General features: G+C 64.3%; 21 protein-coding genes. 13 read left to right on the forward strand and 8 right to left on the reverse strand.

The window, feature by feature from the left end; all coding sequences use genetic code 11:
* Positions 1-50: 50 nt before the first annotated feature.
* Positions 51-986, forward strand: coding sequence for a DMT family transporter (locus FJ954_RS23365; protein ID WP_140663434.1), 936 nt, complete (start codon positions 51-53; stop codon positions 984-986).
* 50 nt (positions 987-1036) lie between these two features.
* Positions 1037-1759: a haloacid dehalogenase type II gene (locus tag FJ954_RS23370; RefSeq protein WP_140663436.1), complete on the forward strand. Its 723-nt coding sequence runs from the start codon at positions 1037-1039 to the stop codon at positions 1757-1759.
* 46 nt (positions 1760-1805) lie between these two features.
* Here the strand turns inward: FJ954_RS23370 and FJ954_RS23375 are convergent, their stop codons facing one another.
* The gene (locus FJ954_RS23375; RefSeq protein ID WP_140663614.1) at positions 1806-3815 is read right to left on the reverse strand and encodes an ABC transporter ATP-binding protein/permease; all 2010 of its coding nucleotides are present in this window, start codon (positions 3813-3815) and stop codon (positions 1806-1808) included.
* 163 nt (positions 3816-3978) lie between these two features.
* On the opposite strand from FJ954_RS23375, the gene FJ954_RS23380 reads away from it, so the two are divergent.
* The 6 genes from FJ954_RS23380 to FJ954_RS23405 all read left to right on the forward strand — a co-directional run bounded on the left by FJ954_RS23380 (position 3979) and on the right by FJ954_RS23405 (position 11220).
* Complete coding sequence (locus FJ954_RS23380) at positions 3979-4863, forward strand: hypothetical protein (RefSeq protein ID WP_140663438.1); 885 nt, start codon at positions 3979-3981, stop codon at positions 4861-4863.
* 231 nt (positions 4864-5094) lie between these two features.
* A complete protein-coding gene (htpG, locus tag FJ954_RS23385) occupies positions 5095-6987 on the forward strand; it encodes a molecular chaperone HtpG (RefSeq protein ID WP_140663440.1) in 1893 nt (630 codons plus the stop codon).
* A gap of 203 nt (positions 6988-7190) precedes the next feature.
* Positions 7191-8069 carry an ABC transporter permease gene (locus FJ954_RS23390; protein WP_140617955.1) on the forward strand — a complete coding sequence of 293 codons (879 nt, stop codon included), beginning with the start codon at positions 7191-7193 and terminating at the stop codon, positions 8067-8069.
* Between the two features lie 13 nt (positions 8070-8082).
* Positions 8083-8925: an ABC transporter permease gene (locus tag FJ954_RS23395; protein WP_140663442.1), complete on the forward strand. Its 843-nt coding sequence runs from the start codon at positions 8083-8085 to the stop codon at positions 8923-8925.
* Entirely contained in the window at positions 8922-10064 is a 1143-nt protein-coding gene (locus FJ954_RS23400; protein WP_140617953.1) for an ABC transporter substrate-binding protein, read from the forward strand. The genes FJ954_RS23395 and FJ954_RS23400 overlap by 4 nt, the downstream gene beginning before the upstream one ends.
* Complete coding sequence (locus FJ954_RS23405; RefSeq protein WP_140617952.1) at positions 10057-11220, forward strand: ABC transporter ATP-binding protein; 1164 nt, start codon at positions 10057-10059, stop codon at positions 11218-11220. The genes FJ954_RS23400 and FJ954_RS23405 overlap by 8 nt, the downstream gene beginning before the upstream one ends.
* A 161-nt stretch (positions 11221-11381) precedes the next feature.
* On the opposite strand, the gene FJ954_RS23410 is transcribed toward FJ954_RS23405, so the two are convergent.
* The 3 genes from FJ954_RS23410 to FJ954_RS23420 all read right to left on the reverse strand — a co-directional run bounded on the left by FJ954_RS23410 (position 11382) and on the right by FJ954_RS23420 (position 15059).
* Positions 11382-12539, reverse strand: coding sequence for an FAD-dependent oxidoreductase (locus tag FJ954_RS23410; RefSeq protein WP_140663444.1), 1158 nt, complete (start codon positions 12537-12539; stop codon positions 11382-11384).
* Positions 12540-12625: 86 nt separating this feature from the next.
* Positions 12626-13954, reverse strand: coding sequence for an aspartate aminotransferase family protein (locus FJ954_RS23415; RefSeq protein WP_140663446.1), 1329 nt, complete (start codon positions 13952-13954; stop codon positions 12626-12628).
* Positions 13955-14084: 130 nt separating this feature from the next.
* Entirely contained in the window at positions 14085-15059 is a 975-nt protein-coding gene (locus tag FJ954_RS23420; protein ID WP_015316877.1) for a GlxA family transcriptional regulator, read from the reverse strand.
* Positions 15060-15672: 613 nt separating this feature from the next.
* Between FJ954_RS23420 and FJ954_RS23425 the strand changes: the two genes are divergently transcribed.
* Positions 15673-16383: a hypothetical protein gene (locus FJ954_RS23425; protein WP_140663448.1), complete on the forward strand. Its 711-nt coding sequence runs from the start codon at positions 15673-15675 to the stop codon at positions 16381-16383.
* Between the two features lie 56 nt (positions 16384-16439).
* Here FJ954_RS23425 and FJ954_RS23430 read toward each other — a convergent pair whose 3' ends face one another.
* Complete coding sequence (locus FJ954_RS23430) at positions 16440-16805, reverse strand: hypothetical protein (protein WP_140663450.1); 366 nt, start codon at positions 16803-16805, stop codon at positions 16440-16442.
* A gap of 223 nt (positions 16806-17028) precedes the next feature.
* Between FJ954_RS23430 and FJ954_RS23435 the strand changes: the two genes are divergently transcribed.
* Positions 17029-17469, forward strand: a complete 441-nt coding sequence (locus FJ954_RS23435) for a hypothetical protein (protein ID WP_140663452.1) — start codon at positions 17029-17031, stop codon at positions 17467-17469.
* Between the two features lie 68 nt (positions 17470-17537).
* Here FJ954_RS23435 and FJ954_RS23440 read toward each other — a convergent pair whose 3' ends face one another.
* Positions 17538-19160 carry an ABC-F family ATP-binding cassette domain-containing protein gene (locus FJ954_RS23440; protein WP_140663454.1) on the reverse strand — a complete coding sequence of 541 codons (1623 nt, stop codon included), beginning with the start codon at positions 19158-19160 and terminating at the stop codon, positions 17538-17540.
* 275 nt (positions 19161-19435) lie between these two features.
* Here FJ954_RS23440 and FJ954_RS23445 point away from each other — a divergent pair, with 275 nt between their 5' ends.
* Positions 19436-19750, forward strand: coding sequence for an EthD family reductase (locus FJ954_RS23445; RefSeq protein WP_140663456.1), 315 nt, complete (start codon positions 19436-19438; stop codon positions 19748-19750).
* A 155-nt stretch (positions 19751-19905) separates the two neighbouring features.
* The gene (locus FJ954_RS23450; RefSeq protein WP_140663458.1) at positions 19906-20193 is read left to right on the forward strand and encodes a hypothetical protein; all 288 of its coding nucleotides are present in this window, start codon (positions 19906-19908) and stop codon (positions 20191-20193) included.
* Between the two features lie 10 nt (positions 20194-20203).
* On the opposite strand, the gene FJ954_RS31680 is transcribed toward FJ954_RS23450, so the two are convergent.
* Complete coding sequence (locus FJ954_RS31680; protein WP_181177904.1) at positions 20204-20365, reverse strand: hypothetical protein; 162 nt, start codon at positions 20363-20365, stop codon at positions 20204-20206.
* Positions 20366-20429: 64 nt separating this feature from the next.
* Positions 20430-21128 carry an SDR family NAD(P)-dependent oxidoreductase gene (locus FJ954_RS23455; protein ID WP_140663460.1) on the reverse strand — a complete coding sequence of 233 codons (699 nt, stop codon included), beginning with the start codon at positions 21126-21128 and terminating at the stop codon, positions 20430-20432.
* Positions 21129-21305: 177 nt separating this feature from the next.
* Here FJ954_RS23455 and FJ954_RS23460 point away from each other — a divergent pair, with 177 nt between their 5' ends.
* Positions 21306-21935, forward strand: a complete 630-nt coding sequence (locus tag FJ954_RS23460) for a glutathione S-transferase family protein (protein WP_140663462.1) — start codon at positions 21306-21308, stop codon at positions 21933-21935.
* The last annotated feature ends 1 nt before the right edge of the window (position 21936 follow it).

The following is a 21936-nucleotide window of genomic DNA, read 5'->3' on the forward strand; positions in this document are numbered from 1 at the left end:
CCGAGATCGGCCGTAATCCGCTGGCGAACCCGCTTCGACGAAGAGACCGCATGACGCTCCCGAAACCTCCGTCCCGTTGCCTGGCCTGGCCGCTTCTGGCGGCAGCCCTGGTCGTAAGCTGGAGCTCGGGCTTTGTCGGCATCCGTTACGCCAGCGAGAGCGCCGACGTCATGCTCGTGCTGTTCTGGCGAACCTTGATGTCAGGGCTGGTCCTTCTGCCCTTCGCGCTCATGGTCGGGCCGCGCATCGGCGTCCGGGCGCTGCTCCAGCAGATGGCGTTCGGCGTGGCGATGATGTTCCTCTATCTCGGCGGCTTCGCGCTTGCCATCGGCCAGCGCGTGCCGACCGGCCTTGTCGCGCTGATCTCGGACCTCGTCCCCCTCGCCATCGCGGCACTGTCGCAGCCCGTTCTCGGCCACCGGCTGCCATCGAGGCAGTGGACCGGAACGGCTCTCGGCGTGTTGGGCGTGCTGATCGTTTCGCTGAACAGCCTCAGTCTCGGCACCGCGCCGGCCTGGGCGTACGTGGTCACGATCGCTTCCATGATGGTCTTCGCCCTGGCGACCGTGCTGCAGAAGCGGATGGGGACGATCAACATGCCCATCCACCAGAGCCTGTGCATCCAATGCCTGACGGCGGCGCTGTTTTTTGCCGTTTGCGCCGAATGGAAAGGCGGGCTGATGCCGCCCCTTGATGGCCGGTTCGAGTTCGGCATCGCCTGGCTGGTGCTGTTTTCGACCTTCTTCTGCTACGGCGTCTATTATGCGAGCCTGCGCCTCCACAGCGCCGCGCAGGTCAGCAGCGTGATCTATCTCAGCCCGCCGGTGACGATGCTTTGGGCCTGGCTGCTCTTCGGCGAGCCGCTTTCGGCGGCGATGGTCCTCGGCCTCGCGGTGACGCTGTTCGGCGTCTGGCTGACATCGTCGCGTGGCACCACATCGAAGGGCGAGGCAGGTTTGCGCCCAGCCGGGCAGCCGGCCGATTGATCGCGATCCACGCAAACGCCAGCCAATTATCCAACTCAAGGGAGTGAACCATGAAGCTGACTGATTTCAAGGCCTTGACCTTCGACTGCTACGGTACGCTGATCGATTGGGAATCCGGCATGATCGACGCACTGAAGCCGCTGACCGGGCGGGTTAGCCGCGGCCTCGGCCGCGACGAGATCCTGCAGGCGCATGCCAGGCACGAATCCAGCCAGCAGGACTGGACGCCGCAAAAGCGCTACTGCGACCTTCTGGCTGTCGTCTACAAGCGGCTCGCCGAGGAATGGGGCGTCGTGACCACGCCGGAGGAATGCATCGCCTATGGCCAAAGCGTGAAGGACTGGCCGGCCTTTGCCGATACAGCCGCCGCCTTGCAATACCTCAAGCAGCACTACAAGCTCGTCATCCTCTCCAACGTCGACAACACCAGCTTCTCCTTCAGCAACAGGAAGCTCGGCGTCGATTTCGATGCGATATACACGGCGGAGGACATCGGCTCCTACAAGCCGTCGTCCCGGAATTTCGACTATATGCTGGAAAAACTGGCGACGCTCGGGATCGGCGACAAGCAAGTCCTGCACACCGCCGAAAGCCTGTTCCATGACCATGCCGTGACCAATCGCCTGGGCCTTAAATCGTGCTGGATCCACCGCCGGCATGCCGATCAGGGTTTCGGCGCCACGATTGATCCCGGCGAGATGCCGAAGGTGGACTTCCGCTTCGACAGCATGGCCGACCTCGCCAAGGCGCATCAGGAAGAATTGGGCGGCTGATAGAAGGTCATCCCTTGAGCTGAAACCGGAACTCGCCTGAGCGTCATCAACTCTTTTTACGGGCGGCGCCGCGCTTTTCGGCGGAAGTGCCGGAACCCCACAGGGCGCGGCCGAGCAAGCCCCTGCGTTTGCGCGGGGCGAGGTCGATATCGCTGACCAGCTTGGCGCCACCCTTGCGCCGCTCGAGCGTGATCTTGCGGCTGTGGAAGGCCTCCAGCTCGGCGCGGTGCGCCACGCTCAAGATGGTCACATTAGGCAATTCGTGGATGATGGTCTCCATCATCCTGTCCTGGCTCTTCTCGTCGAGTGCCGCCGTCGCCTCGTCCAGCACGATGATATCGGGCGCGTGCAGGAGCAGCCGCGCGAAGGCCAGGCGCTGCTTCTCGCCGCCCGACAGGGTCTGGTCCCACGGCGCGTCTTCCTCGATCCGGTCGCCAAGATGACCGAGCCCAACCTTGTCGAGGGCAGCCCTGATCTGCGGGATCGTCCAATCCTCGGCGGCGCCTGGATAGGCAGCGGCCCGGCGCAGCGTGCCCGAGGGGATGTAGGGGCGCTGCGGCAGCATGAACATGCGCTTGCCCGGGTGGAAATCGACGCTGCCGCCGCCCCACGGCCACAAGCCCGCTATCGCCCGCACCAGCGTGCTCTTGCCCGAACCGGATTCGCCGGCCACCAGCAGACGCTCGCCCGGCTGGATCACCACCTCGGTTTCCTTGACCACGGCGGTGCCGTCATCGAGCGACACGGACAGATTGTTGAGGTTGAGCATCGTGTCGTCCTTGGTCTCGCCGCGATTGATGCGTCCGAGCGCGTCGCTCTCTTCCGCGCGCTCGAGCCCATCCAGCGACATCATCAGCGAGGCGATGCGCCGTGCCGAGGCGTTCCAGTCGGCCAGGCGCGGGTAATTGTCGACCAGCCATCCGAACGCGCCCTGCACGATGGCAAAGGCGGATGCCGCCTGCATGACCTGCCCAAGCGACATCGAGCCGTCGAGGAATTTTGGCGCGCACAAAAGCACCGGCACCACCGGCGCGAACAGGCTCGATCCCTGCGAGACCAGCGCCGTGCGCATGTGCTGGCCAGCAAGCATCGCCCACTTCCCCAGCACGCCGGCGAAGGTCCTGTCGATGCCGCTGCGCTCCTCCTCCTCGCCGCCGAGCAGGGCGATGCTCTCGCCGTTTTCGCGCACGCGCATCAGCGTGTAGCGAAATTCCGCTTCCGCCTGGTTCTTCTGCTCGGAGAGTTCGACGAAATGCCGGCCGATGACCACCATCGAGGTGGAGGTGATGCCGGCATAGATGACCGCGGTGATGACGAGAAAGCCCGGAATGGTGACGGTCGAGGAGCCGATCGGCAGCGTCAGCGCGCCGCCGATGGTCCACAAGACGACGATGAAGGTCGAGGCCGCCAGGAACGCGTTGAGCACGCCGGAGACGAAATCAACAGGCGATTCGGTGGCGATCCGCAAATCGTCGGCGATGCGGGCTTCCGGGTTCTGGTGATCGCCGCTGACGAGATTGAGCTGGTAGTAGCGGCCGTTGGTGAGCCAGCGGCCGATGATGGATGTAGTGAGCCAGGAGCGCCAGCGGCGCTGGATCGTCATGCGCAGATAGACCTGCGCAACGACGAGGCCGACGCTTCCAAGCACCAGCGGCACGAACACGGCGCTCAGGAAATAGACGGTCGGCGCATTGCGCTGTTCGATGGCGTCGAAGATCGAGCGGTTCCAGACATTGATCCCGTACTGGAAGCCGACATTGACGCAGATCAGGATCAGGAGCGCGATCGTGCACGGCCAGGCGAGCTTGTCGCCCCGCCGGCTCCAATAGCCGCGCGCGCTGATCCAGAAGCGCTTCAGCAGGTATTTCTTGCGCGCCTGTTCGGCCTGCTCGGGGCTCAGCTGCGGATCAGGTTCCACCGCCGCTGGCGGCGGCGCCGCCTCGCCGACGACCTCGGATGCGGCCTCGACATCGGGTACCTTCTCCCGGCGGGGCTTCCTGGCACCGTTTGGCTTGGCGCCGCCGGCCGGCCTCTGTTTGGGTTTGATGTCTGCCACAACGGCCATAACGGCCTGGGTATCGGAAGGTTTCATCATGAGGGCTTGCGACCTTGCCAGGGCTGTCCTGGTGCCCCGATATCCGCCACGTCTCGCCATGAGTTCACCGCCGCACAATCGCCACCAAGCCACGCGAAGAGCTTGTAAAACGGAGGTTTTCACGATGCGTCTGGTCTGGACTTTGGTGTTCGCGCTGGCGAGCGGTGCGGCGTATGCGGCTTCGCCGGAGGACGACTACATCGCCGCGCGCGACAAGGCGATCGCGGCCATCGCCGCGATGGAAAGCGCGAACGCTCCCGTGGAAACGCTCGACGCCGCCAATGAGAAGGCCCGCGCCGATCTCGAACAGCGCCTTTCGACGCTTCTTGGACCTTTCACGGTCAAGGGTTTTCCGGCGGCCGGCAGGATCAATATCGAAAGCCTCAGTTCCTCCGATGTCGGCTTCGGCATGCTGGACGGGCTGCGTCACGGCACCGAGGACGGCCCCAGCATCGTCGCGTCGACACGCGGGCTGGTCGAGCGCTGGCTGCAATCGCGTGCGGCGGAGACGGACGCCGATCTCAAACTGCCCACCAGCTTCGACGCGGCGCTGAAGCTCGATGCGTTCTACACCCAGGCGATCGGCAGCGACGCCGCTTTCACAGGCACGCTCGATTTCACCCTGAAGACGCCCGACGGCGCCGACATGGCGATCGCCCGCCTTGGCGGCTGGGCACAGGATGTCGGACCTAACTACGACCAGGAAATCGTCGTCACGCTGGTCAAGGGCAACAGTGTCATGATCGCCGAGGCGCCCGCGACACCGCCCGTCCCAAGGATCGCGGCCTGCGACGCGGTGTGGACCGCGGCTGACGCCGCCGCCCAGAAACTGGTCAAGCAGGCCACCGACGACAGCGACGAAAATACATCCGATGCCGCCGACGCCGCCTGGGCAAAAGGCGACAGCGACTTCCGCGCCTGCATGGGCAAGAACCTGCGCGACAACCCGGCCTTCCCCACGCTGCTTGCCCAGGCGCAGGCGCTTGCCGACCAGATGGCGGGGAAGTAGGGCGCGCAGGACCGGCGCGGCGCCGACGCTGCCAATCTCCCCCTTCGCGGGGGAGATTGGCTGTTTCGTCGTCAGCACCGTTTCCACCCCCTTGCGGCCCCAGCATCCCATCACGATATTGTCGGCGCGTTGGCCTTGCTGACGGCAGTTGCCAGCACAGTTGAAAATTGGTGAAAGGAAGTCCTGATCGCGCATGGCGCGACGGGCGGATGAAAGCGTGGGAAACTCGGAATGACGACAGACACGAAAGCGACGGAAACCAAGGCATTCGAGGCGGATGTTTCGCGGCTGCTGCACATGATGGTGCATTCGGTCTATTCCGATAAGGACGTCTTCCTGCGCGAACTGATTTCCAACGCCGCCGACGCCTGCGAGAAGCTGCGCTTCGAGGCCGTCAGTCGCCCCGAATTGCTGGCCGACGATCCGAAGCCCCGCATCTCGATTTCAGCCGATCCCGACGGCAAGCTGATCACCGTCGAGGACAACGGCATCGGCATGAGCCGCGACGACATGACGGAGGCGCTGGGCACGATCGCGCGCTCGGGCACGCGCGCTTTCATCGAGCGCGTCGGCGCCGGCAATTCGAGCGAGGACACGCAGCTCATCGGCCAGTTCGGCGTCGGCTTCTACTCCGCCTTCATGGTCGCGACCCGCGTCGACGTCATCAGCCGCCTGGCGGGAAGCGAAGAAGCCTGGCGCTGGTCGTCCGACGGCAAGGGTTCCTACGAGATCGCGCCCGCCCCGCTCGAAGCAGCGCCCAAACGCGGCACCCGCGTCGTGCTGCATCTGATGGACGACGCCACGTCCTACACCGGATCCTATCGGCTCGAGCAATTGGCCAAGTCGCAGTCGGGCCATGTGCCGGTGCCGATCACGCTCATCGAGAAGCCCGGTGCCGAGGCGCGCGACATTGCCGATGGCACGGCCCTTTGGGTCAGGCCGAAAAGCGAGATCAAGCCCGAGGAATACACCGATTTCTACCGCGGCGTCTCCGGCCAGTATGACGAGCCGGCCGCCACCATCCATTTCCGCGCCGAAGGCCGGCAGGAATATAGCGTGCTGGCCTTCGTGCCCGGCTCGCGTCCCTTCGATCTGTTCGATCAGGACCGGAAGGGCCGCATGAAGCTCTATGTGCGCCGCGTCTTCATCACCGATGATGCCGATCTGTTGCCGCGCTACCTGCGCTTCATGCGCGGCCTGGTCGATTCCGCCGACCTGCCGCTCAACGTCTCGCGCGAGATGATCCAGGAAAGCCCGCTGCTGGCCGCGATCCGCAAGGGCCTGACCAACCGCGTGCTTGGCGATCTCGCCAAGCTGGCGGAGAACGAGACCGAGGCCTATGCGAAAATCTGGGAAAACTTCGGCGTCGTCCTCAAGGAAGGACTCTACGAGGACCATGAGCGGCGCGAGCAGCTCTTGAAGCTCGCCCGCTTCCGCTCAACCGCCTCCGGCGAAGGCTGGCGCGGCCTTGCCGACTACGTCTCGGCGATGAAGGAAGGGCAGAAGGCGATCTTCTTCATGGCCGGCGACGACCGTGCACGGCTCGAAGCCTCGCCGCAGCTCGAAGGTTTCAAGGCACGCGGCATCGAGGTGCTGCTGCTCACCGACCCGGTCGACAGTTTCTGGACGTCGATGGCGCCCGAATTCGACGGCAAACCGTTCAGGTCGGTGACGCAGGGCGTGGCCGAACTTTCCGAGATCCCGCTGCTCGACGAGGCGAACAAGCCGGATGCGGCGGCGGCGCCCGAGGTCGATGGCTTCCTGGCCTTCGTCAAGGCGGCGCTTGGCGATGCAGTGTCGGACGTGAAGGCCTCCGACCGCCTGACCGAAAGCGCGGTCTGCCTGGTGGCGCCCGAACACGGTCCCGACCGGCAGTTCGAGCGGCTGCTCAACGCCGCCGGCCGCCTCGACAAGACGGCCAAACCGATCCTTGAGATCAACCCCCGCCACCAGCGCGTCCTGGCACTCGCCAGCCTCGGCGAAGACGAACAGGCCTTCAAGGAGGATGCCGCCCACCTTCTCTACGACGAGGCGCGCGTCCTCGACGGCGACAAGCCGGCCGACGCAAGGGCGTTTTCGGAGCGCCTCGCCCGGCTGCTCGCGCGCGGTATTTCGAAGGGCTGAGGAGACGCCGGCCAGCCGTTCCCGACGTGTGGTCGAACGGGGTTGCGTGGCGACCCCGTCTCCCGACAAATTTCGGCATCTCTCGCACCCGGCGACACTGAAGTCCGCTGGCTCAATCGCCGACTGTGGACATCGCGCCTGCAATCCCTCAATCTTGGCCCGGGAACAAAACAGGCGCTTCAAAGAGAGCGCACCGGGTGCTCATGAAACGACGATGGACATTGTATGATCCACGGCTGGCCTGGATGCTGGTCGCGCCGGTGCTCTTGCTGCTGATCTTTTTCCTAGTGCTGCCGATCGCCGTGATGGCCGGCTATACCTTCTTCACCTTTGTCACCGCCGGCGTGGAAACGAGCGCGCTGACGACCGCGAACTGGCACGAATTCCTCACCGACAGCTACTATCACGGCTTCCTCCTGAAGACGCTGAGGGTCGGAGCCATGACGGCGCTGCTGTGCGGCGTGCTCGGCTACTTCCCCGCCTATTTCATCTGGGCCACGACCTTCAAGCACAAATGGCTGCTGCTGCTTTTGCTGATCGTGCCGTTCTGGATCAGCTTCACCATCCGCACCTTTTCCTGGATCAACATCCTGGGGGAACAGGGCGTCATCAACGTCGCGCTGCTCAAAATGGGCATCATCCATGAGCCGCTGCAGATGCTCTACAACGAAGGCGCGGTCATCCTGGGCATGCTGCACTTCCTGCTGCCCTACATGATCCTCAACGTCTATGTCAGCCTGGAGAGCATTGATCGCACGTTGATTTCGGCGGCCCGCTCGATGGGCTGCACGAGTGCGCAGGCGTTCCGGGAGGTCACGCTGCCGCTGTCGCTGCCCGGCCTGGCGGCGGGCCTGCTGCTTTGCTTCGTGCTGGCCGCCGGCAGCTATGTGACGCCGCAGCTTCTCGGCTCGGGCCGCGACGCTCTGTTCGGCAACCTGATCTACGACACCATCATGGGCGAATTGAACTGGCCGATGGGAGCCACGCTTTCGATCGTGCTGTTCATCGTGCTCGGCTTCTTCGCCGCCGTCTACACGCGCTACATGGGCATGTCGCAGATCGTCAAAGGGCTTGGCGGATGACGGGGCTTGCAGGATGAGGGGAACACGGCGCAGGCAGGAAGGGAGATGGGCCTGGCGGCTGACCGGCTTTGTCACGGTCTGCGTCTACGTCTTCATGTTCGCGCCGATCGTGGCGACGGTGGTCCTGTCGTTCAACGCCTCGATGTTCGGCGGCTTCCCGATGACCGGCTTCAGCCTGCAATGGTACGGCAAGCTGATGGCCAACGAGGCGGTGCTGGCTGCCTTTCGAACATCCTTGTGGATCGCATTGGTCACCGCCATCGTCACCACCGCCATCGGCGTCACCACGGCGTTTGCCTTGGTCCGCTTCGAATTTCGCGGCAAGCAGGCGCTGAGCACGCTGGTGATCCTGCCGGCATTGGTGCCGGAAACCATCCTCGGCGTCGGCCTGCTGGTGCTGATCAAGGCCATCGACCAGCCGAGGACCATGCTGCTCCTGGTGCTTGGCCATATCCTGCTCGCCGTGCCCTATGTGGTGCTGATCGCCCAGGCGCGCATGATCGGCATCCGGCGCGTCTACGAGGAGGCGGCACTGTCGCTTGGCGCCTCTCGCTACTCGTCCTTCCGCGAGATCACGCTGCCGCTGCTCATCCCGGCCGTTGTCGGCGGCGCCCTGCTCGCCTTCACCATTTCGTTCGACAACACCTCGGCCAGCCTGTTCTGGCGGCCGGCCGGCGTCGAGACCATGCCGACCCAGATCCTTTCCATGCTCAAGATTTCGATCAGCCCGGAGATCAACGCGCTCGGCACCGTGATGATCCTGGTGACCGTCGGCATCCCGCTGATCGGTGGCCTGATCCTGCAAAGCCTGACAAAACTGAGAAGACGTGGCGAACCAAAGGAGGAAATACAATGAAACTCACCACCACCAAGCGGCTGGAACGGCTGCACGATCGATACGCCAATGGCGACCTGAGCCGCCGCACGTTCCTGACGCTGACCGCAGCCGCGGCAGCATCGGCGGGCCTTTCGATGCCCTGGATGGGCCGGGCGCTCGCCGCGGTCCAGGAGGTTCGCTTCGACGGTTGGGGCGGCACGGTGCAGGATGCGATCGACAAGTTCGCCTTCCAGCCCTACACGACCAAGACCAAGATCAAGGTGGTCCAGGGCACGTTCGGCGACGAGGACGAGATCATCACCAAGATCAAGACCGCCAAGCCCGGCGACTACCAGGTCATCCATTCCTCCGGCGTCAACTACTACATCAAATACGTGAACGCCGGCCTGACCTCGGAAATCAACGAGGCCAACATTCCCAACATGGCGAACGTGCTGCAGCCGATGATCGAGCCGTTCCGCAAGCTGACGCCAAAGCTATCGGCCGTGCCCTACGACTACGGCACCACCGGCATCGCCTACAACACCAAGGTGATCTCGCCTGAGGAAGCCAAGGAAAAGGGCGCCGGGCTCCTGCTCGACAAGAAATATGCCGGCAAGGTCGGCGGCTATTCCGACATGACGACGCGCGTCTGGTATGCGGCGCTCGCCACCGGGCAGGACCCCAACAACCTCAAGGACATGGACGCCATCTGGGCCAAGGTGCGCGAGACGCGCGACCTCGCCAAGAAGTTCTGGAGTTCCGGCGCGGAGCTGATGGACCTGCTTTCCAAGGGTGAGATCGTGGTGACCGATGCCTGGTCGGGCCGCGTCGCCGCGCTGCAGGACCAGGGCCATCCTATCGGCTATCTCGATCCGGCCGGCTCCTACGCCTGGATGGAGGACATGCTGATTCTGAAGGGTTCGCCCATGGCCGAATGCGAGGAACTCATCAACTTCATGCTCGACCCGGCGACCTCGATCGCGGTGGCCGAAGGCCAGAGCTATCCGCCGTCGCTCGATCCGAACAAGGTCAAGCTGACCGAGAAGATCGAGAAGCTGCCGGCATTCGACAAGACGGGCACGATGAAGTCGCTGACCTTTGCCGATCCGACCTACTGGGCGACCAACGAGGACGCCTGGACCAAGCAGTGGAACAGGATCTCGAAGGGTGCCTGACAGCCAGGAAACGACACTCCATCCCCGGCCTGTTCAGGCCGGGGCAGCCGGCGCGAGCGCGGCCGCCGAGGCGAACAGCCCGGCGGTCGAGTTCCGCGACATCGACATCGCCTACGGCAAGTTCGTCGCGGTGCGCGATTTCTCGCTCTCGATCCGCAAGGGCAGCTTCGTCACCCTGCTCGGGCCTTCGGGTTGCGGCAAGACCACGATCCTGCGCTCCATCGCCGGCCTGGTCGATATTTCGGGCGGCCAAATCATGATCGACGGGCGGCGCGTCGACGACGTCCCGATCTACAAGCGCAACATCGGGCTGGTCTTCCAGAGCTACGCGCTCTTCCCGCACAAGAACGTATTCGACAACGTCGCCTTCGGCCTGAAGTACCGCAACGTGCCGAAGCCCGAGATCGTGCGCAAGGTCGGCAAGGCGCTCGAAATGGTGCGGCTGCCGGGCAGCGAGAAGAAGCTGCCGTCGCAACTGTCAGGCGGGCAGCAGCAGCGCATCGCGCTCGCCCGCGCCATCGTCTTCGAGCCGCAGGTGCTGCTGCTGGATGAGCCGTTGTCGGCGCTGGACGCCAACATGCGCGAGGAGATGCGCGTCGAGATCAAGAAGATCCAGAAGGAAACCGGCATCACCGCCATCTTCGTCACGCACGACCAGGAAGAAGCCCTTTCCATGTCGGATCGCATCGTGGTGATGAACGCGGGCGCGGTGGAGCAGATCGGCACTCCGGAGGAGGTCTACGAGGCGCCGGCGACAGCCTTCGTCGCCGACTTCCTCGGCAAGGCCAACATGCTTGCAGGGACCGTGAGCCGGTCCGGCCAAGGAACGGTAACGGTGGTGCTTGGCACCAGCCAGACGGTCAGCGTGGCTTGTCCAAGGCCGCTTGCCGACGGCAGCAAGGTCACCGTCGTGGTGCGGCCGCAGAAATTTTCGGTCGGTGCTGGAACGAGCGCCAATCGGCTGTCCGGCCGCGTGATCTCGGCCTCCTATCTGGGCGGCAGCGCGATCTACGAGATCGACATCGGCGGCAAGACCAGCCTCCGCGCCAATACACCGATCACTGGCCGCGTGCTTCGCGAAGGCGAGACGATCGAATTGGGTTTTGCCCCGGACGGCTGCGTGCTGCTGGACGGGGCCGGGAAGCGGATTTCCTGAAGGTCGCGGGCGCTTGGTGCGGTTCAGCCACCCCGTGCCGTCTCGCGCAACAGCCCAGATCCCAGCCGCCTGAAGGCGTGGGTCTGCAGATCCCCATCGGGGCTCTAAACGCTTGTTTTGCGCAATTCCGGCAGCGCCGGTCTGGTTTCAACTCGCACCGGTCAGTGATCGACTTTGCGGATGTTGCGCTCGGCCGTGGGTGCAAGGCTCCCGGCTCCGGGCACTGAAGCCGGCGCGCCTTGAAGAACCCAATCCGCCGCGATCTGCCCGATCGCCGGCGCCAGCTGGATGCCATAGCCTCCGGCGCCGGCGGCGGTGACCAATGCCGGTTCCGAGGCATCGATCGGTCCGACGAGCGGCCGATGATCGGCCGTGACAGGATAAAGGCCGGCCCAGCCACGGCCAAGCCGCGCGCCCGGCAGATCGGGCAGCCGTTCCAGCAGCAGTTCGGCCAGGTGGACCTTCGATTGCTCCTCGCACTGGTCGTTGTAATTGTCCGGATCCTCGGGAGCGATGGACGTCACCTTGTGGATCTCGGCAATCAGCGCGCCTGGCTTGTCGTGGCGGAAATTAAGGCCGCTGCCCTCGCCGTCCACGAGGTCCATGACCATCGGCATCGTATAGTCGAGCGGCCTGTCCAGATGGATGACGACCGCCTCATGGCGCTCGGGCCATATGTGCAGGCGCTGGCCGAAGAGCTCGGCGACCCGCGGCGCCCAGGCGCCGCCTGCGTTGACCACGGCATCGCATTCGACCGGATCGCCATTGGTCTCCAGCCTGTAGCCGCCTGGCCGCCTTCCCACCCCGAGCACCTTGCGGTACTGGTGAATGTCGCCGGCCTTTTCGCGGACGATCCGCGCCAGGAAATTGCACATGTCATAGGGATCGAGAAAGCCGTTGTCGGGTCCGAACAAACCGCCTTCGAGCCCGTCGGGGCTGAGGTGGGGAACAAGGTCCCTGAGTTCGTTCGCACGGATCAGGCGCGACTTCAGGCCGGCCCCGCCCTGAATCTCGACTGATTTCGCGAACAGCTCCATCTGCGCGGGCGTGCGCGCGAGCCGAAGATAACCGATGTGGTTGAATTGAAGCCCCTGCCCCTCCCACTGGCGAAACCGGCGGAACGATTGAACGCGAAGCATGATCTCGAACGGATCGGTAAATTGCGACCCGACAACGCCGACCGACCTGCCGCTCGAGCCTGAAGCGATCGACTGCGCTTCCAGCACCGTCACGCGCGCGCCCTGTTCGAGGAGGTTGAGCGCCGTGCATAGGCCCAGCGTGCCCGCACCGATCACCACGACATGGAGGGAAGCTGTCATATAGGGTCACCTGCTTTCAGGCATGATCCCCGATGTTCCAGAGCTCATGCTTCGACAAAGAGATAGGGAGGCGAATCGACCAAACGTCATCCTGATCCACGCTGCGCGGCGATCTCGCCCAGGGTGTCGTCGATCGCATGCAGAATGCTGCGCGCGTCCGCCTGTGTCATGGGCGTCGAGAGCGCGAACAGGCCGTAGCTGGCAGACAGGACGCCGCGGCCGAGCAAGCCCTTGTGGAATGTATCGAACCTCCGGTGCTCGGCATGGCCCGGATAGACGGATCTATAGTCCGTAACCGGATGCGAGGTAAAATGAACCTTGAACAGCGAACCGAGGCCCACGCATTGGCCGGCAAGGCCATGCCTGTCGAACGAGGCGGACACCCCTTCGCGCAGGAATGCGCCCAGTGTATCGAGATGGGCAAAGCTCTCCTTCGTCAGCGCCCGCATCGAGGCGAGCCCGGCCCGCATGGTCACCGGATTGGCGGTGAACGTGCCGCCATGGGGAAGAGCGGGCTTGCCCCTGGTCGGATCGAACACCGCCATGACATCGGCGCGCCCGCCAACGGCGCCCACGGGGAAGCCGCCGCCGATGATCTTTCCGAGCGCGGTCAGGTCGGGCTCGATGCCCCACAACCCCTGCGCGCCCGACCAGCCAAGGCGAAACGAGATGACTTCGTCGAAGACAATCAGGGCCCCGGCCGCCCAGGCGATCTCGACCATTGCGTGCAGATAGTCCCGGCGTGCCGGGATGAGGCCGGCACGATTGGGTATAGGATCGATCAGCACGCCTGCTATGCTGTCGCCCTGGGTGGCGAAGACGGCGCGAAGCGCCTCGACATCGTTGAAGGGCACGGCAATCACATCGTCCAGCACCCCGCGCGGCGTTCCCTTTGCGTAAGGCGTCGAGCTTGGCATGTCGCCCCAATTGGACGGGGAACTGTCCAGGCTCACCTCGGCGAAATCATACGACCCATGGTAGGCGCCTTCGATCTTGACGATCTTCGGCCGCCCGGTGAAGGCGCGCGCGGCCTTGATGGCCATCATCACCCCCTCCGTGCCGGAGTTGGTGAAGCGAATCCGGTCGACGGAGGGCAGCCGGTCGACGAGAAGCTCGGCAAGCTCGATCTCGCTGAGCGTCGGGGCGCCGAAGGCCGTGCCGAACGGCAGTTGCTCGACCACGGCGGCAGCGACATCGGGATGCGTGTAGCCATGGATCATCGACGTGAAATTGTTGATGCAGTCATAGTAGACGTTGCCGTCGACATCCCAGACCCTGCACCCCTCGCCTCGCGCGGCATAGATCGGAAACGGATCGACAAAGACGGTGGTGCGCGTATTGCCGCCCGGCATCACCTTCTTGGCGCGCTCGAAGAGGCTCTTTGATCCAGGCATGGCGTCGGGATAATGCGGCATGGCTCTCGCTGGCGAATTTGACCGTCAAGGCGGCGGCGGCACCGCCGCTCGTCGCAATGCTATGGCCAGCTTCTGCACCGACGCAATCGGCCAGGCGGAGTATGCGACACGACCAGGCCGTCACTGACAATTATCCTCCCGCCGCCACTGCCCGGTTCGGATGCCTGAGGTGGGTTGGCGTGATGCCGGTCTGCTGGCGGAACACACGGCTGAAATGGCCGGCATTGGTGAAGCCGCAGCGGTAGGCGATGTCGCCGATCTGCAAGTCGCTGCCTTCCAGCAGCGACTTCGCATGATGCACCCTGAGCGCCAGATATGCCGCCATCGGGCCGATTCCCAGTTCCAACCCGAAGAGCCGTTCGAGCTGGCGCCGCGAGCAGTTCAGGCGGCTTGCGATCTCGGCCACCGACAGCGTCTCCTGCAGGTTGCTCTCCATCAACAGCAAGGCCCGCTTCACCGCCCGGCTCGACGCCGCCGGAAACAGGTCGCCGACGGGCTGCACGTCGCGGCTGCTCCTGATCCGGTCGAGCACCAGGATCTTGGCGGCCTTCTCGGCCGCCTTCTGGCCGATGAACTGGGACACGAAATGGCCCGCGAGGTCGGCGGCACCCGTGCCGCCCGCGCATGTCGCGCGGCCCCGGTCGACGGTAAAAAGGCTGTCGGCATGCGCGTTGACCTCCGGGAACCGGCTGCGGAAATCCTTGATGTGGAACCAGCTGACGGCAGCGCTGTAGCCGTCGAGCAACCCGTAGCGCGCCAGCACGAAGCTTCCCGTGCAGAGCGCCGTCAGCGGCACTCCCTTGCCGGCGGCACGCAAAAGAAACGCCTCCTTCTCGGAACTCAGGCTGCGGTTTGTGTCGAGCAGGCCGCCGACCACGACCACGTTATCGAAATCCTCGGGGTTGCCGATCCCCCCGGTCGGCAGCAATTCGACGCCGCAACTTGCCCGGATCGGCAGGCCGCGTTCGCCGACGATCTCCCAGTCGAACTCTATCCTGCGGCTGCGGTCGCCCTCATCGCCCGCCAGCCGCAGCGTGTCGATGAACAACGATAGCGGCGACAGCGTGAAGTCGCGAACGAGGAGAAACGCAAAACGCCTGGCCATTGTTGTTCGGAACCGTCCTCGTGCCCTCTGATTGCACCCTGCTGCGCATCAATCGCCACCCCCTTATATAGCCCGTGTCGGAAAAGGCAGAGTTGGTTTGGCAAGCCCAACTCCTTTCGCCAGCGAATTCCTTTCGCCGGGAAAGTTCTGGTCTTCGGCTTCGTGCACGAGATCCCCGCGACGACATCGGACGCTGCTCAAGCGCCCGTCGCGTCCGACATGAAGGCGATCGCAACCCTTCTCGCCGCGCGGGCAAGCGCGATCAGCGCCGAGATCAGGCGCGGCCTCGGAGTCGAGGACTTCGAGCAGTCGGATGAGCACGACCGTCCGCGCCGGCGGCGAGACACTTCGCGCGCGCTGGCTTATTGGCTGCGGTGGCGGCCCCAGGGCCACCGACGCTGATCCGGACCTCGAGGGAATTGCCAAGGCCGCGGCGCGGTGGTTTGGCGAACCCGATGAAGCGTGTCCGTCGGGCGGCGAATCCAACTGCCCCGCCGATGAAACCGAACACCCGCCGGGTCCCATGCCAGGGGGAACTGATCGAGCCTGGTTTCGGTTGTCTGTTGTGCGAACGATCGTTGCACGGCAGGCACCTGACGAGCGAAGATGAGAGATGAAACCTGCAGCCAAGCGGCGTGGTTCCCTGCGGAAGGTCCTAGGTGGCATCGCAGCGGCGATTGCGACCACCCCTGACCGGAGGGCCGAGCAAGGCGCGAGCACCGCGTCAATGGTTGCCGAATGGCCGCTGCCGCCATCTGCGACGCTTGGCTCCTCCTTGCGCCTGAAAGGGATCGAACGCGAAGTACGAGCCAGGCTACCCTGGACAGTGAGGAAATTTGCCAAGGCCGAGACCGGCCGCATCGTCTTGCGCATGCTGCAAGCCGACGCGGATGCGTTCCGGGCCGCCTCGGCGACCATCTCCAGGACGCTGGAGGGGATCGAAGCGCTGGCCGTGCTTCCGCGAGAAGCGGAGGACATTCTCACCATCTCGTCGCGCGAGCGGCACAGGTGGCTCAGGGACGGTCGCCTGAAAAGCATCGGCACGCGCACCGTGAAGATGCGCGGGCGATCCAAGGCCGTGACCTTCCATGTCTTCGATCCACGCCACATCGAGGACGTCCTTGATCGTGACCTGGCGACCGCCTGGCGGGAGGAGGACGCGCGGGAAACATCCGAAAACAGGAGGCGCGGAGCTGGCAAGGCCGCGCTGACGCGAGCAGGCAAGCGGACGGGCAACGCCCGCAAGACCAGGAATTCGGGAAAAGACGATGCGCCAAAGCTCGAGGGCTGGGACACGTTCGAGGCGGAAGGATTGCTGCGGTAGAGCAACCCCAGGAAAACGATTTTCCGGCGAGGATCGCGCTCGCGCCCCATTCCCGTCTACGGATATTGCGCCTTACCGGGGCCGGCAGCGCCGATATCGCCCTGCAATTCCTTGGGCAGGGGAAGGCTCGAACATTGCAGATGGACGTCGCGGGCGAGCAGCTTTCGCTGCTTCTGCTCGTGCTCCTTGGTAGCCGCTATGATCCCCAATCCATACGGGCCAAGTGCAACGAATTCCCAACCCGGATGCGTTTTTTCGCGGACCGCGTAGTCCGAAGCCGCCGCTCGAGCTTGCTGGCATTGCGGCGACGCCCATTTCTGGTCCTGCTGCGAAAGAGAGGCTCCGTAATCGACTGGAGAGGTCGCGCATCCGGCCATCGTCGCGGCCAATGCGGACGTTGCAAGCCCCACCGCAATTTTCATGCAGAATCCCTTTGCCAACCACCGTGGAGAGTACATGGACGCCTTCATCTCACAAGGGGAGCGTTGCGACCAGAGAGCCCGGCCTCGTTTCCTGGGGGCCGCCCGTCGCCAGATTTGGACCGCAGCTGGGAACCAATGATGGGCGAGACTGTTCAGTTGTAACTTGATACGACGCTGACATTCTTGCCGGCGGGCAAGGCGGACATCTTCAGGAGTTCCCATCATGACTATTTCGTCCGGATTTCGTTCAATCGCCATTGCCGCGATCGCCGCTGCGGGCGTCAGCCTGGCCAGCGCCGCGCATGCCGACAGCGGTAAAATCCGCTTCTCCGTCTACAAGGCGGCCTTCTTTGTCGGCGGCTCCGGTGGCGAGGGCACGCTGACTTTCCATGGCCGCAAATACCCGATCTCGATCGGCGGCGTCTCGGGCGGCCTCGCCTTCGGGGTCTCCAAGACCTATTTCCAGGGCACCGTGCGCCACATCAAGCGCGTCCGGGATGTGACTGGCGTATACGGCGCCGCCGGCGGCGGCGGCACGCTCGGCAAAGGCGCCCAGGTGATCGTGATGACCAACGACAAGGGCGCCCAGCTTGAACTCACGGGCCGACAGGTTGGCCTGCAGGTCAACGCCGATCTGAGTGGGCTCGCCATCTCGCTGAGATAAGCCTCGTGGCGTGAAGCGCGTCGCCATGACCGTGCGACGCGCTCCGGCGCACATTTTGAAACTGGAAATCAGCTCCTCAGCCCGGGTGCTTCCTGTCCAGTGCGCTCGACATATTCCGTATAGCCGCCACCATAGGTGTGGATGCCTTCCGGCGTCAGTTCGAGCACGCGGTTCGACAGCGCGGCCAGGAAATGCCGGTCGTGCGAGACGAACAGCATCGTGCCTTCATACTGCGACAGCGCCTCGATCAGCATCTGCTTGGTGGTGATGTCCAGATGGTTGGTCGGTTCGTCCAGCACCAGGAGGTTGGGCGGGTCGAACAGCATCAGCGCCATCACCAGCCGCGCCTTCTCGCCGCCCGACAGCACCCGGCATTTCTTCTCGATCTCGTCGCCGGAAAAGCCGAAACAGCCGGCAAGTGCCCGAAGCGGCGCCTGGCCGGCCTGCGGAAAATTATCCTCCAGCGTCTGGAACACGGTGCGCTCGCCTTCGAGCAACTCCATGGCGTGCTGGGCGAAATAGCCCATTTTCACACTCGGTCCCCTCGCCACCGTGCCGGTATCGGGATCGGAAGCGCCGGCCACCAGCTTCAGCAGCGTCGATTTCCCCGCGCCATTGACGCCCATGATGCACCAGCGCTCGCGGCGGCGGACCTGGAAGTCGAGCCCTTCATAGATGGTGCGGCTGCCATAGGCCTTGTGCACGTTCTTCAATGTGACGACGTCCTCGCCGCAGCGCGGCGCCGGCTGGAACTCGAAATTCACCACCTGGCGGCGCTTTGGCGGCTCGACGCGGTCGATTTTGTCTAGCTTCTTCACCCGGCTCTGCACCTGCGCGGCATGCGAGGCACGCGCCTTGAAGCGCTCGATGAAGGCGATCTCCTTGGCCAGCATCGCCTGCTGACGTTCGAACTGAGCCTGCTGCTGCTTGTCAGCGATCGCCCGCTGCTGCTGGTAGAATTCGTAATTGCCGGAATAGGCGGTGAGCGATCCCGCGTCGATCTCGACGATCTTGTTGACGATTCGGTTCATGAACTCGCGGTCGTGCGAGGTCATCAGCAGCGCGCCGTCATAGCCTTTCAGGAACTGCTCCAGCCAGATCAGGCTTTCCAGGTCGAGATGGTTCGACGGTTCGTCGAGCAGCATGGCGTCTGGCCGCATCAGCAGGATGCGGGCCAGCGCCACGCGCATCTTCCAGCCGCCCGAGAGTTTGCCGACGTCGCCGTCCATCATCTCCTGGCTGAAGCCCAGACCGTCCAGCACCTCGCGGGCGCGCCCGTCCAGCGCATAACCGTCGAGTTCCTCGAAGCGATGCTGCGCCTCGCCATACTTTTCGATGATCTCATCCATCCGGTCGGCCTGGTCGGGGTCGGCCATCGCAGCCTCGAGTTCCGCCATTTCGGCCGCCACGTCGCTCACTGGCCCAGCACCGTTCATCACTTCCGCGACCGCGCTGTGGCCCGCCATGTCGCCGACATCCTGGCTGAAATAGCCGATGGTGACGCCACGATCGACCTGCACCTGGCCCTCGTCAGGCTGCTCCTGGCCGGTGATCATGCGAAACAAGGTCGTCTTGCCGGCGCCGTTCGGCCCGACGAGGCCGATCTTCTCGCCCTTCTGCAGCGTGGCCGACGCCTCGATGAAGACAAGCTGACGGCCGTTCTGCTTGCCGATGTTTTCAAGTCTGATCATGGTGATCCGGGAGGCTCAAAGGAGATTGGAGGATTTGCCCGCGCCCTTACGCGAATGAAGATGCCAGGGGAAGAGGCAGAAGCGCCGCAGATGCCTGGCGGAGCACGAGGCGCCGATTTCCTCAACTGGCGGAAATCGGCGGTTTGCATGGCTGCTCCTGCCTGCCGGCGTCCATGAAAAATCGGCGGGCGGTCGAAATCCGCCCTTCTCGAACGACTTTGGCGCGGTGGCCTGCACGGCCAGACCAGAAACGCCAACAGGACAGGACCATGGCAATGGCCAAGATGCTCGTGATCTACAAAACCCCGGCCGATCCGGCCGCCTTCGACCGCCACTATTTCGACGTTCACATACCGCTTGCCAAGAAGCTTCCCGGGCTGCGGCGCTATGATGTCAGCAGGCGGCCCATCGTCAAGCTCTCGGCGGGCGAGATGCCTTATCTGGTGGGAACATTGTATTTCGACAGCCTCGAAGACATCCGCGCCGCCTTCGCCTCGGAAGTCGGCGTCGCCTGCGCCGCCGACCGGCGGATACTGGCTCCAGGCGACGACGATCTGACGATGCTGTTGTTCGACGCCGACGAGGTGTGATCCCGACCGCCAGAAACACTCCAGAAACAAGATTCAACATCCGGGAAAAACTGAGGAAAACATCGTCGGGCATAACATGTTCGTGGCAACCGGACAGCGGTCGCCACCAATGCAAAGGGATGCTGCCCGCGATGCAACGACATTCGACCGGATGGATGAGTGCCCTAGCAGGCATTTCGCTGGCCATGCTCGCGGTCGCACAGTCGGGTGCGGAGGCGGCGGTCACCCGAAGCGAATATTGCAGCCGGCTCGGTCTTCAACTCGACGGCGCCATCCAGACCAGGACCAGGCCGGGTGCCAGTGCGAGCCAGATCGCGCAGGCAACGGCACTGCAGGACAAGGCGAACCGGTTCTGTGCCGAGAGCAAACAGGCGCAAGGCATCCGGACCTACGCCAACGCCCTGAAGCTCCTCGGTGTGACACCGGTCGACCTCAACCAGTGACGAGCAGTCATCACCCTTGAAGACCGTCACGAAAAGGTCGGCTTTTTCCTGCGAGCAATGCCGCGAGCGGTCCGCCCTCGCGCAGCATGTCTTGCCCTTGCTGGATGGCGGCAAAGTTCTGATGACGGATCTGGGTGGAATCCGGGTAGAACGCGGTCGAGGAATTCTGCACGGCGTCACCACGGCAGTCCCGCCGTCACCACGGCAGTCCCGCCGTCACCACGGCAGTCCCGCCGTCACCACGGCAATCTCCTGCCATCGCGAAAAAAGCCGCCGGTCGGGCCGTCGTCCGGCAAGGTCGCGGCCCACACGATGCCGGCCGCCCCTTGCGCGACCGGGCGTCCGCCCGGTCCGCCCATGTCGGTGGCGACCCAGCCAGGGCAGACGGCATTGACCAGCACGCCGGAGCCGCGCAGCTCCGCCGCCAGCACGCGCGTCAGCGCGTTGAGCGTCGCCTTCGAGGTCGAATAGGCCGGCGCCCCCGCCCCCATTGAGGCCAGCGAACCGCCTTCGGACGACACATTGACCAGTCGGCCATGGCCGCCCGCCCCGAGCAGCGGCGCGAAGGCGGCGCCCGCCCGCCAGGCGCCGAAGACGTTGGTCTCGAACGCCTCGCGGATGACGGTCCAGTCGGGCCGCGAGGCGCGCGAGCCGGTGTCGTAATGGATGGCGGCATTGTTGATCAGCACGTCGAGCCGGCCGAACCGCCGCTGCACCTCTTCGGCTGCCGTCTGAGCCGCGTCAGGCGCGGCGACATCGAGCGCGATGACCTCGACATGGCCATCGAGCGCCTTGGCCGCCGCCTCGCCCTTGGCGATATCGCGCACGCCGAGCAGTACGGTGAAGCCGAGCTTGGCCAATTGCCGGCCGGTTTCCTGACCGATGCCGCGATTGGCACCTGTGACGAGGGCGACTTTGTCGGAATGGGTGTTCATCTGTCATGCCTTTGTGGCTGCCGATCATCGAAGCGAAGATGGCACGGAGGGAATTGATTTATTAGGCGGCGGAGATCGCAGTCATTGTGCGATCGATTGCATGGATTGGTTTGCGCAGGAATCGGGTGTCGGCCGGCGCTGCGCCATGCGATCGTTGATCCATCATGAGGACCGGTCATGCTCACGCTCCACGATTATCTGCCATCGCAGAACGGCTGGAAGGTCCGGGTCCTGCTCGGATTGCTTGAGATTCCCTACGACAGTCATCCCGTCTCGATTTTCGAGGGCGAGAGCCATACCGACGCCTTCCTGGCGCTCAACCCGGCAGGCGCTGTTCCCGTACTTCAACTCCGAGACGGCAGCGCCATTGCTGAATCCAATGCGATCCTCACCTACCTCGCCGAAGGCACGTCCTTCCTGCCGTCGGACCGCTATCGGCGTGCCAAGGTCATGCAATGGCTGTTCTTCGAACAGTACAATATCGAGCCCGTCATCGGCTCGCTGCGCTTCTGGACCTTGACGGGACGGCTCGAGCGCAACCAGGCCATGGTTGCCGGAAAACGCGAAGCCGGAGCCCGTACGCTCGCCGCCCTGGACCGCAGCCTCGGCGAGACGCCGTTCCTCGCCGGCAGCGACTTCACCGTCGCCGACATCGCCGTCTATGCCTACAGCCACCGCGCTGGGGATTGCGGCTTTTCGCTCGCGGACTATCCGGCGTTCGCCGTATGGACGGAGCGCGTGCGCGATGCCATCGGACCCGGCTACCCCGTCCACCCCTACGGCATCGATCCGCATTCCGGAGCCTGAG

The organism is Mesorhizobium sp. B2-3-15 (assembly GCF_006442875.1).
Taxonomy (GTDB): domain Bacteria; phylum Pseudomonadota; class Alphaproteobacteria; order Rhizobiales; family Rhizobiaceae; genus Mesorhizobium; species Mesorhizobium australicum.

Excerpts from the sequence above, each read along its gene's own strand:
- FJ954_RS23415 (WP_140663446.1), bottom strand. The coding sequence starts at position 13,954 with ATGCCGCATTATCCCGACGCCATGCCTGGATCAAAGAGCCTCTTCGAG.
- FJ954_RS23365 (WP_140663434.1), top strand. The coding sequence starts at position 51 with ATGACGCTCCCGAAACCTCCGTCCCGTTGCCTGGCCTGGCCGCTTCTG.
- FJ954_RS23445 (WP_140663456.1), top strand. The coding sequence starts at position 19,436 with ATGGCCAAGATGCTCGTGATCTACAAAACCCCGGCCGATCCGGCCGCC.
- FJ954_RS23450 (WP_140663458.1), top strand. The coding sequence starts at position 19,906 with ATGAGTGCCCTAGCAGGCATTTCGCTGGCCATGCTCGCGGTCGCACAG.
- htpG (WP_140663440.1), top strand. The coding sequence starts at position 5,095 with ATGACGACAGACACGAAAGCGACGGAAACCAAGGCATTCGAGGCGGAT.
- FJ954_RS23455 (WP_140663460.1), bottom strand. The coding sequence starts at position 21,128 with ATGAACACCCATTCCGACAAAGTCGCCCTCGTCACAGGTGCCAATCGC.
- FJ954_RS23440 (WP_140663454.1), bottom strand. The coding sequence starts at position 19,160 with ATGATCAGACTTGAAAACATCGGCAAGCAGAACGGCCGTCAGCTTGTC.
- FJ954_RS23390 (WP_140617955.1), top strand. The coding sequence starts at position 7,191 with ATGAAACGACGATGGACATTGTATGATCCACGGCTGGCCTGGATGCTG.
- FJ954_RS23430 (WP_140663450.1), bottom strand. The coding sequence starts at position 16,805 with ATGAAAATTGCGGTGGGGCTTGCAACGTCCGCATTGGCCGCGACGATG.
- FJ954_RS23410 (WP_140663444.1), bottom strand. The coding sequence starts at position 12,539 with ATGACAGCTTCCCTCCATGTCGTGGTGATCGGTGCGGGCACGCTGGGC.
- FJ954_RS23460 (WP_140663462.1), top strand. The coding sequence starts at position 21,306 with ATGCTCACGCTCCACGATTATCTGCCATCGCAGAACGGCTGGAAGGTC.
- FJ954_RS23420 (WP_015316877.1), bottom strand. The coding sequence starts at position 15,059 with ATGGCCAGGCGTTTTGCGTTTCTCCTCGTTCGCGACTTCACGCTGTCG.
- FJ954_RS23395 (WP_140663442.1), top strand. The coding sequence starts at position 8,083 with ATGAGGGGAACACGGCGCAGGCAGGAAGGGAGATGGGCCTGGCGGCTG.
- FJ954_RS23370 (WP_140663436.1), top strand. The coding sequence starts at position 1,037 with ATGAAGCTGACTGATTTCAAGGCCTTGACCTTCGACTGCTACGGTACG.
- FJ954_RS23435 (WP_140663452.1), top strand. The coding sequence starts at position 17,029 with ATGACTATTTCGTCCGGATTTCGTTCAATCGCCATTGCCGCGATCGCC.
- FJ954_RS23380 (WP_140663438.1), top strand. The coding sequence starts at position 3,979 with ATGCGTCTGGTCTGGACTTTGGTGTTCGCGCTGGCGAGCGGTGCGGCG.
- FJ954_RS23425 (WP_140663448.1), top strand. The coding sequence starts at position 15,673 with ATGAAACCTGCAGCCAAGCGGCGTGGTTCCCTGCGGAAGGTCCTAGGT.
- FJ954_RS23400 (WP_140617953.1), top strand. The coding sequence starts at position 8,922 with ATGAAACTCACCACCACCAAGCGGCTGGAACGGCTGCACGATCGATAC.